The sequence below is a fragment of the Inconstantimicrobium porci genome (assembly GCF_009696465.1).
Lineage (GTDB): Bacteria > Bacillota > Clostridia > Clostridiales > Clostridiaceae > Inconstantimicrobium > Inconstantimicrobium porci.
This window is the reverse complement of the sequence record NZ_VULX01000004.1, coordinates 156,694-165,087: the sequence shown is the minus strand read 5'-3', so window position 1 is coordinate 165,087 and position 8,394 is coordinate 156,694. Positions and strand designations below refer to the sequence as shown.

Annotated in this window: 4 protein-coding genes, 1 rRNA gene, 1 pseudogene and 1 other annotated feature; of the genes and pseudogenes, 1 reads left to right on the top strand and 5 read right to left on the bottom strand. The window is 36.2% G+C overall.

The features are described 5' to 3' along the window. Positions 1-1,420, bottom strand: a 16S ribosomal RNA gene (locus tag FYJ33_RS05285); the annotation flags it as partial. Positions 1,421-2,149: 729 nt separating this feature from the next. Between FYJ33_RS05285 and FYJ33_RS05280 the strand changes: the two genes are divergently transcribed. Beyond that, on the top strand, positions 2,150-3,190 hold the full coding sequence (locus tag FYJ33_RS05280; protein ID WP_206046616.1) for a DUF5050 domain-containing protein: 1,041 nt from the start codon (positions 2,150-2,152) through the stop codon (positions 3,188-3,190). A gap of 127 nt (positions 3,191-3,317) precedes the next feature. Here the strand turns inward: FYJ33_RS05280 and tnpA are convergent. The 4 genes and pseudogenes from tnpA to FYJ33_RS05260 form a co-directional block, all read right to left on the bottom strand. Then, positions 3,318-3,730: pseudogene (gene tnpA / locus FYJ33_RS05275) on the bottom strand (IS200/IS605 family transposase); the annotation flags it as partial. Between the two features lie 140 nt (positions 3,731-3,870). Beyond that, positions 3,871-5,244, bottom strand: a complete 1,374-nt coding sequence (gene murD, locus FYJ33_RS05270; protein WP_154530708.1) for a UDP-N-acetylmuramoyl-L-alanine--D-glutamate ligase — start codon at positions 5,242-5,244, stop codon at positions 3,871-3,873. 208 nt (positions 5,245-5,452) lie between these two features. Then, the gene (locus FYJ33_RS05265; RefSeq protein ID WP_154530707.1) at positions 5,453-6,844 is read right to left on the bottom strand and encodes a glycine--tRNA ligase; all 1,392 of its coding nucleotides are present in this window, start codon (positions 6,842-6,844) and stop codon (positions 5,453-5,455) included. A gap of 91 nt (positions 6,845-6,935) precedes the next feature. Next, positions 6,936-7,103, bottom strand: a binding site (T-box leader). Between the two features lie 168 nt (positions 7,104-7,271). Beyond that, positions 7,272-8,348 carry an NAD/NADP octopine/nopaline dehydrogenase family protein gene (locus FYJ33_RS05260; protein WP_206046615.1) on the bottom strand — a complete coding sequence of 359 codons (1,077 nt, stop codon included), beginning with the start codon at positions 8,346-8,348 and terminating at the stop codon, positions 7,272-7,274. Positions 8,349-8,394: the final 46 nt, after the last annotated feature.

Genomic DNA, 8,394 nt, shown 5'->3' with positions numbered 1-8,394 from the left:
CGTTAGCTCACGGACTTCGGGTATTGCCAACTCTCATGGTGTGACGGGCGGTGTGTACAAGGCCCGGGAACGTATTCACCGCGACATTCTGATTCGCGATTACTAGTAACTCCAGCTTCATGTAGGCGAGTTTCAGCCTACAATCCGAACTGAGACAAGTTTTTGAGTTTAGCTCACCCTCACGAGTTCGCATCTTTCTGTACTTGCCATTGTAGCACGTGTGTAGCCCTAGACATAAGGGGCATGATGATTTGACGTCATCCCCACCTTCCTCCTGGTTAACCCAGGCAGTCTCGCTAGAGTGCTCAACTTAATGGTAGCAACTAACAATAGGGGTTGCGCTCGTTGCGGGACTTAACCCAACATCTCACGACACGAGCTGACGACAACCATGCACCACCTGTATTTCTGTCCCCGAAGGGACTTCCTCGATTAAGAGTAATGCAGAATATGTCAAGTCTAGGTAAGGTTCTTCGCGTTGCTTCGAATTAAACCACATGCTCCGCTACTTGTGCGGGCCCCCGTCAATTCCTTTGAGTTTTAATCTTGCGACCGTACTCCCCAGGCGGGATACTTAATGCGTTTGCGGCGGCACAGAAGGTTGGACCCTCCTACACCTAGTATCCATCGTTTACGGCGTGGACTACCAGGGTATCTAATCCTGTTTGCTCCCCACGCTTTCGAGCCTCAGCGTCAGTTATCGTCCAGAAAGCCGCCTTCGCCACTGGTATTCTTCCTAATCTCTACGCATTTCACCGCTACACTAGGAATTCTGCTTTCCTCTCCGACACTCTAGATTTCCAGTTTGGAATGCAGCCCCCGGGTTGAGCCCGGGGATTTCACATCCCACTTAAAAATCCGCCTACGCTCCCTTTACGCCCAGTAAATCCGGACAACGCTTGCCACCTACGTATTACCGCGGCTGCTGGCACGTAGTTAGCCGTGGCTTCCTCCCCAGGTACCGTCATTATCGTCCCTGGAAACAGAGCTTTACAACCCGAAGGCCGTCATCACTCACGCGGCGTTGCTGCATCAGGGTTTCCCCCATTGTGCAATATTCCCCACTGCTGCCTCCCGTAGGAGTCTGGGCCGTGTCTCAGTCCCAATGTGGCCGATCACCCTCTCAGGTCGGCTACGCATCGTCGCCTTGGTAGGCCGTTACCCCACCAACTAGCTAATGCGCCGCGGGTCCATCTCATAGCGGATTGCTCCTTTGATCATTCTAACATGCGAAAGAATGATGTTATGAGGTATTAATCTTCCTTTCGGAAGGCTATCCCTCTCTATGAGGCAGGTTACCCACGTGTTACTCACCCGTCCGCCGCTAATCCGTTCCCCGAAGGGAACTTCATCGCTCGACTTGCATGTGTTAAGCACGCCGCCAGCGTTCGTCCTGAGCCAGGATCAAACTCTCAATTTAAGCAGGCATTCCAAATTTTAATTTGGTATGTTCGCTTACTTCTTGGCACAAGAAGTTTCCTTTTGAAAACTATCTTTGTAAGCCTTGAAGTTTAATTGCTTAGCTTAATCTTAGCTTAATTACTAAAAGAATTGCTGGTCTAATAAAAAGTTTGTATAAACTATTAATTTCCTCTGTTTAATTTTCAAAGATCATAAGCAGGTGTTCCAAATCTTCATTTGGCACATTCGCTTACTTCTCACTTGTGAGAAGTTCCTTTTTCATGTCTACCTGTCGGCGACATTGATTATCTTATCACCTCGTATAGATCTTGTCAACATTTTTTTGATTTGAATTTTTAACTTTCAATCTTCATTTTGTTAACTATCTGCATCAGCGACGTGTTTTATAATATCATGATGTCATCATTCATTTTATCACTAAAACCCTATTATATAAAATTAGAATATAAATCAAGCTATTTTTCTTTAATTATATAAATATATCTCACATTGACACACATGGTAGTGTTTATAGTATATTTATGGTATATACTACTTTCATTGTATATTTATTTCCTATTCTTGTGCATTGTGATTTTCTATAATTACTTCTAAAATATATTTATGTAATTAAATTTAGTGTACCTTAATACGAAATATATTATGTACTTTAACATAGATTATTATTTTATTCGGCACACTAATGTCTAAAATAAATTTTGAATTTTTAAATAACGGAGGTATATTTTTGAAAAAATTATCACTATCATTGATACTTTTATCTTTATTATTAACTGGTTGTGGAACAGCTTCATCATCAGATCCACAGGATAATACTCAAGTTAATACAAACACAAATCCAAAAGTTTCAGCTTACAGCACCACTAATAATAGCAATGACGTTAATGCTTTAAAAAACTCACAAACAAAAGTCTCTCTTGTATTAGAAGAATCTGGAACACCTTCTTCAGAAGTTATAAAATTTAACGAAAACCTTGCAGCAGCAAAAGAATTAGATAACTTTAAAGTATCAACCTATAAATGGTCAGATGCATCTTCTATTATGGATTACAATAAAATAATCAAAACACTGGATATACAGTCTAAAGAAATGATTCTTAATGGAAACAACATTTTATATTCAAACTTTGCAGATAGCTATAAAATTTATTCTTATAATATAGAGAATTCCGAAAAGACAAAAATCAATAATACGTCTTCTTCAAACCTTATCTTTGCAGATAACAATATATACTATATAGATGAAAGTAATAACAAAAAGGTATGTATGGTTTCTGCTGATGGAAAGAAGCAGGAAACACTAATTTTCAGCAAGACAGGAAAGTTCATATTATCAAAGGGATACATACTTTATCAGAATGCGGATGATAATTTCAAGCTTTATGCATATTCTCTTACAACAAAGACCTCTACAAAGATTACAGACTTCGCTGTAGAAAGCTTCTGTTTTAATGAAAAAAAGCTATATGTAGTTAACTCATCAGATTCCGATTCATTGTATACAGTAGATACTGCATCATATGAAACAAGAAAAATAAATGACTATCATTGTGAAAAACTTAAAGCATACAAGAACAAGGTTTATTTTATTAATAAAAATAATTCAAATTACTTAAGCGTACTGTCTTCACCATCAGGAGATCCTGAAACTTATACTGCAAGCACAGTAACAGAATATCCTATTAATGATTACAACTTTGCAGATAACGCTATATTCTTTTCGCCAAGCACAGAAACAAACAGAATCATGGGCAAAACAATACAATAGCAATCATGACCACCCGTGAAACGGGTGGCTTGCTCTGCGCCTGTAAGGCTTTGTTGCTGGCCGTGCTACTCGCACGTTGAATGGTCTGCCGACCGCAAAACCTTTACCGGCTGCACCTAAAGGTGCTTTATTTTCTGCTGTTTTTTACCGGCTCACCCGTAAACGGGTCTATATACTCCTTCAAACTCATTTGTTCATAAGCAATATCTTCTTGTATTTGATTCTTAATATATTCTTCTATTACTTTTTTATTTCTTCCTACTGTATCTACATAATATCCCTTACACCAAAATTGCCTATTACCATACTTATATTTCATGTTTGCATGTCTATCAAAAATCATCAAAGAGCTCTTACCTTTGAGATATCCCATAAATTGAGCTACACTCAATTTAGGCGGTATACTTACAAGCATATGTATGTGATCCGGACAAGCGTTAGCTTCTATAATCTCTACTCCTTTTCTTTCACACAATAATCTAAGTATTCTTCCTATATCAGCCTTTATCTGCCATATATAATTTGTCTTCTATATTGAGGTCTATTTTTTTCTACTCATAGCTAAAAGCTTTCCGGAACCACAAGTCAAACTTGTGGTATTCATAAATACAAAAAAAGCACCTGATGCAGTATGATCAGGTGCTTTTCCTATATATCTTTATTTAAGTATCAATTATATCTTATAAACTGTTAACAAGCTCTTTAAACTTATTCCCTCTTACTTCAAAGTTAGGGAACATATCAAAGCTTGCACACGCTGGTGATAGAGTTACTATATCGCCTTTCTCCGCAATGCTTTCTGCCTTAGTAACAGCATCTTCAAATGAATCTGCCATAGTTATTGGTACATTTATACCTTCATTCTTTAAAAGATCGAATTCATGTTTTATCTTTTCCTTTGTCAGTCCTACAAGAACTAAATGTTTTATCTTGCTGTATCCTTCTCTTGCTAAAGGTTCAAATGATAAATGCTTATCATACCCTCCAGCTATTAAGATAACCTTCTGGTCAAATGCTTTAAGTCCTGCAAGAGTTCTTGTTGGTGATGATGCTATTGAGTCATTATAGTATCTTACTCCCTTTAATTCTCTTATAAATTCACATCTATGTTCAACTCCTCCAAAAGTTTCAGCTACTTTCTTCATGTTTTCAACAGATACAGTTCCATAAACAGCATTAAAGGCTGCTAGATAGTTTTCTACATTATGCATTCCCTTAATGACTATATCCTTAGCATCACATACATATTCTCCATGTACATAAAGCTTACCGTCCTCATAGTATGCTCCATTTTTTATCTTTCTCTTCGAGCTGAATTCAACCACTTTTCCTTTGGCTTCTTTTTCAAAACCATAAGTAATTTCGTTTTCCCTATTTACTACAAGAAGATCTGCTTCTGTTTGATGTGTAAATATGTTTTTCTTAGCTTCAATATATTCCTTCATATCCTTATGAATATCTAAGTGATTAGGGCTTAAGTTCGTAACAACAGCAACGTCCATTTCTGTATCCATAGTCATAAGCTGGAAACTTGATAATTCAAGGACAACCATATCATCTTGTCCAATCTCTTCTATGTGAGCAAATAAAGGAGTTCCTATGTTTCCTCCTACCCATACCTTATGTCCCTGCTGCATTAAAAGCTTAGAGATAATTGTAGTAGTTGTAGTCTTTCCATCACTGCCTGTTACAGCAAAGATTTTTGCTTTGCAGTACTTTGTGAATTCCTCCATCTCAGAAGTAATATATGCGCCTTCCCTAGCTGCTTTAACTAAAGCATCGCAGTCAATTCTCATAGAAGGTGTTTTGAATACAATATCAAAGCCTGTAAGGTTATCAAGATAACTTTCTCCAAGTTCAAGCTTTACACCCATCTTTTCAAATTCATCAGCTTTTTCTCCAAGCTTTTCTCTATCCTTTTTATCAAAGGCAGTAACATGTGCACCAAGCTCAACAAGGAACTTTATAAGTGGAATATTGCTTATACCAATTCCTACTACGGCAATTTTTCTGCCATTTACAAACTTCTTAAATTCGCTAAAATCCTTCTTCATATCTATCCTCCAAAAAACCGCATCTAAATATATTAATAATTATACCATGTTCTTATTTACTCTTGTATTCCTAAACATTGATGCACATTGCTTTTAGCATAATTCCAAATATATTATTGACTATTTTTACTATTAATACACAGAAGGCTGCTACAATTATGCATCAGCCTCCAGTACTTAAGAAAATAAATCTAACATTAAATTAAAATTAGAAATCTAATCTGCTTTCTATATAATTTTCAAGTTCATCTATCTTAACTCTAACCTGTGCCATTGTATCTCTGTCTCTAATAGTTACAGACTGATCTTCTAATGAATCAGAGTCATAAGTTATACAGAACGGAGTTCCTATTTCATCCTGTCTTCTATATCTCTTTCCAATTGATCCTGTTTCATCGTAATCTAAGTTGAACTTCTTGCTTAACTTAGCATAAACTTCTCCAGCCTGTTCTGAAAGCTTCTTAGAAAATGGTAATATAGCAGCCTTAAATGGAGCTAGAGCTGGATGTAAATGTAATACTGTTCTTACATTTCCACCTTCAAGCTCTTCTTCATCATATGCATCTATAAGGAATGCTAAAGTAACTCTGTCTGCTCCTAGTGATGGTTCTATACAATATGGTACATACTTTTCATTAGTTACAGGATCACTGTAGCTTAAATCTTTTCCTGAATGCTCCATATGTCTCTTTAAGTCATAGTCAGTTCTATCTGCTATACCCCAAAGTTCTCCCCAACCAAATGGGAATAAATATTCTATATCTGTTGTTGCTTTTGAGTAGAATGATAATTCTTCCTTAGCATGATCTCTTAATCTTAAGTTATCTTTCTGTACTCCTAAGCTTAGTAAGAATTTTTCACAATAATTTCTCCAGTATTCAAACCATTCAAGATCTGTTCCTGGCTTACAGAAGAATTCAAGTTCCATCTGTTCAAATTCTCTTGTTCTAAATGTAAAGTTTCCTGGTGTTATTTCATTTCTAAACGACTTACCAATCTGTCCTATACCAAATGGAACTTTCTTTCTTGAGCTTCTCTGTACCTGTTTGAAATTAACAAATATACCCTGAGCAGTTTCTGGTCTCAAGTATATTTCTGACTTAGCATCTTCAGTTACACCAGCAAAAGTCTTGAACATTAAGTTGAACTGTCTTATATCTGTGTAGTTCATCTTTCCACAGTTAGGACATACGATATTATGTTCTTCTATGTAGTTCTTAAGCTGTTCATTTGTCCAACCATCAGCAGAAGCAACTTCCGCACCACTTTCAGTCATGTGATCTTCAACAAGTTTATCAGCTCTATATCTTGTCTTACATTCCTTACAGTCCATTAATGGGTCTGAGAATCCACCAACGTGTCCTGTAGCGACCCAAGTTTCTGGATTCATAAGAATTGCAGCATCAAGTCCAACATTATAAGGACTTTCCTGTATAAACTTTCTCCACCATGCCTTTTTAACATTGTTTTTAAATTCAACTCCAAGAGGACCGTAATCCCATGAGTTTGCAAGACCTCCGTATATATCAGATCCAGGGAATATAAATCCTCTGTTCTTGCATAGAGCTACTATTTTATCCATAGTCTTTTCTACTGCCATTTTTCATACCTCCATTTATTCATTTCCGTTTATTTCCAAAATAAAATAAACAGAATTTTTATTTTTAACAATAAAAAAAAGCCTTATACCTTAAAGGGACGAAAATTCTTTTTCCGCGGTTCCACCCTTCTTGGCATCAGCCCATCTTTAACAAATTCACTCAGAAGCGCCATTCATAATAATTTCTTAATGGTTCGCATCAACCACCATCTTTCTTAAAAGAACACTATTACTACTTATTCTTCTTCAATGTGCTTATTTAATTATATCATTTATTGTAAATCAACTACTTTTATATGTCAACGACAATTTAAACAGAAATGAACAGTTAATACACAATAACTATTAGAAAGTAGAAAACTCCGTTAAAGGAGTTTTCAAAAAGAAGTTTCAAGAATAATACTCCATAAAGATTTATTAGTTATTCCTAAGAATAAAGTCCCTCGAATTCTTCTACTGTTTTTATGTATTCAGAGAGTGAAAAATAATTATCAGGTTTAGCAGTTTCTAAATACCAGTTCCATGACTTTTTCATATTAGGTACATCTACGTTATATAAGTCTGCAATATCTACAAGTATTTTCAGTCCATAAGAAAAATCTGCTGTGAAATATCTTGATGAAAAGTCAGGAATCCAGCCGCCATCCTTCTGGATCATAGGTGATTTAAGCCCTTCAAATGCTTTGATGCTGCTTATTTTATCAGTCATCTTCTCTGCAGTGTCACTTTCATAATGAACCTTAAGAGATTTTACGGCTTTTAAATCTAGACCGCTTTTCTCGCATACCTTCTGCAGTTCATCATCGCAAGCTATAAGCATTTCTGAAGATTCCAGTGTCCATTCCTCGTAGAAAAGTATATTTCTGTTGTAATAATAGCCTTTTCTGTAATTTTTAAACATTGTATATAATCTTGATGTATGTAGTATAGGATTTGATGGTGTCATTGTGACGCTCAGATAATTCTTTAATGGAACACATGGCATATCAAACATATCAGCAATCAATTCGCATATCTTATTTGTCATATCATAAGGAATCGCCGCTCCATATAATCTACTCTTACGCCCAAGCATATGAACAGATTTTCCGTACTCCTCAAGTCTAGCTATACTATGCACACGTTGAAGTCCAAATAATACAGCTCCACGTTTTATAAGATCACTAAATGAAAATTCAGCTCCACCACTTCCTGGTACAACTACTACAATCATACCTTTTTTCACAAATGGCTTCATAAGATCATTAAGTTTTGAGAATTCAAATGAGGGATGCGTTATCCATACCATTTCAGCATCTTTAAGTGCTTCTTCTATATCGTTAGTAAACTTTGAAATTCTGCTTGTAAATAAAGGTTCTTCTTCTGTAGAACCTTTATACACCGTGATTTCATGGTGCCACATTTCAGGTTTTGAAGTATATATCGTTACTTTATGATTTTTCTTTGCAAGTTCCGCAGCAATCAAAGTTCCTATGTTGCCTCCACCTATAATTGTCACATTCATATGGAATCCTCCCAGCATTATCTGAATTTTTCTTTAATTCGTATAC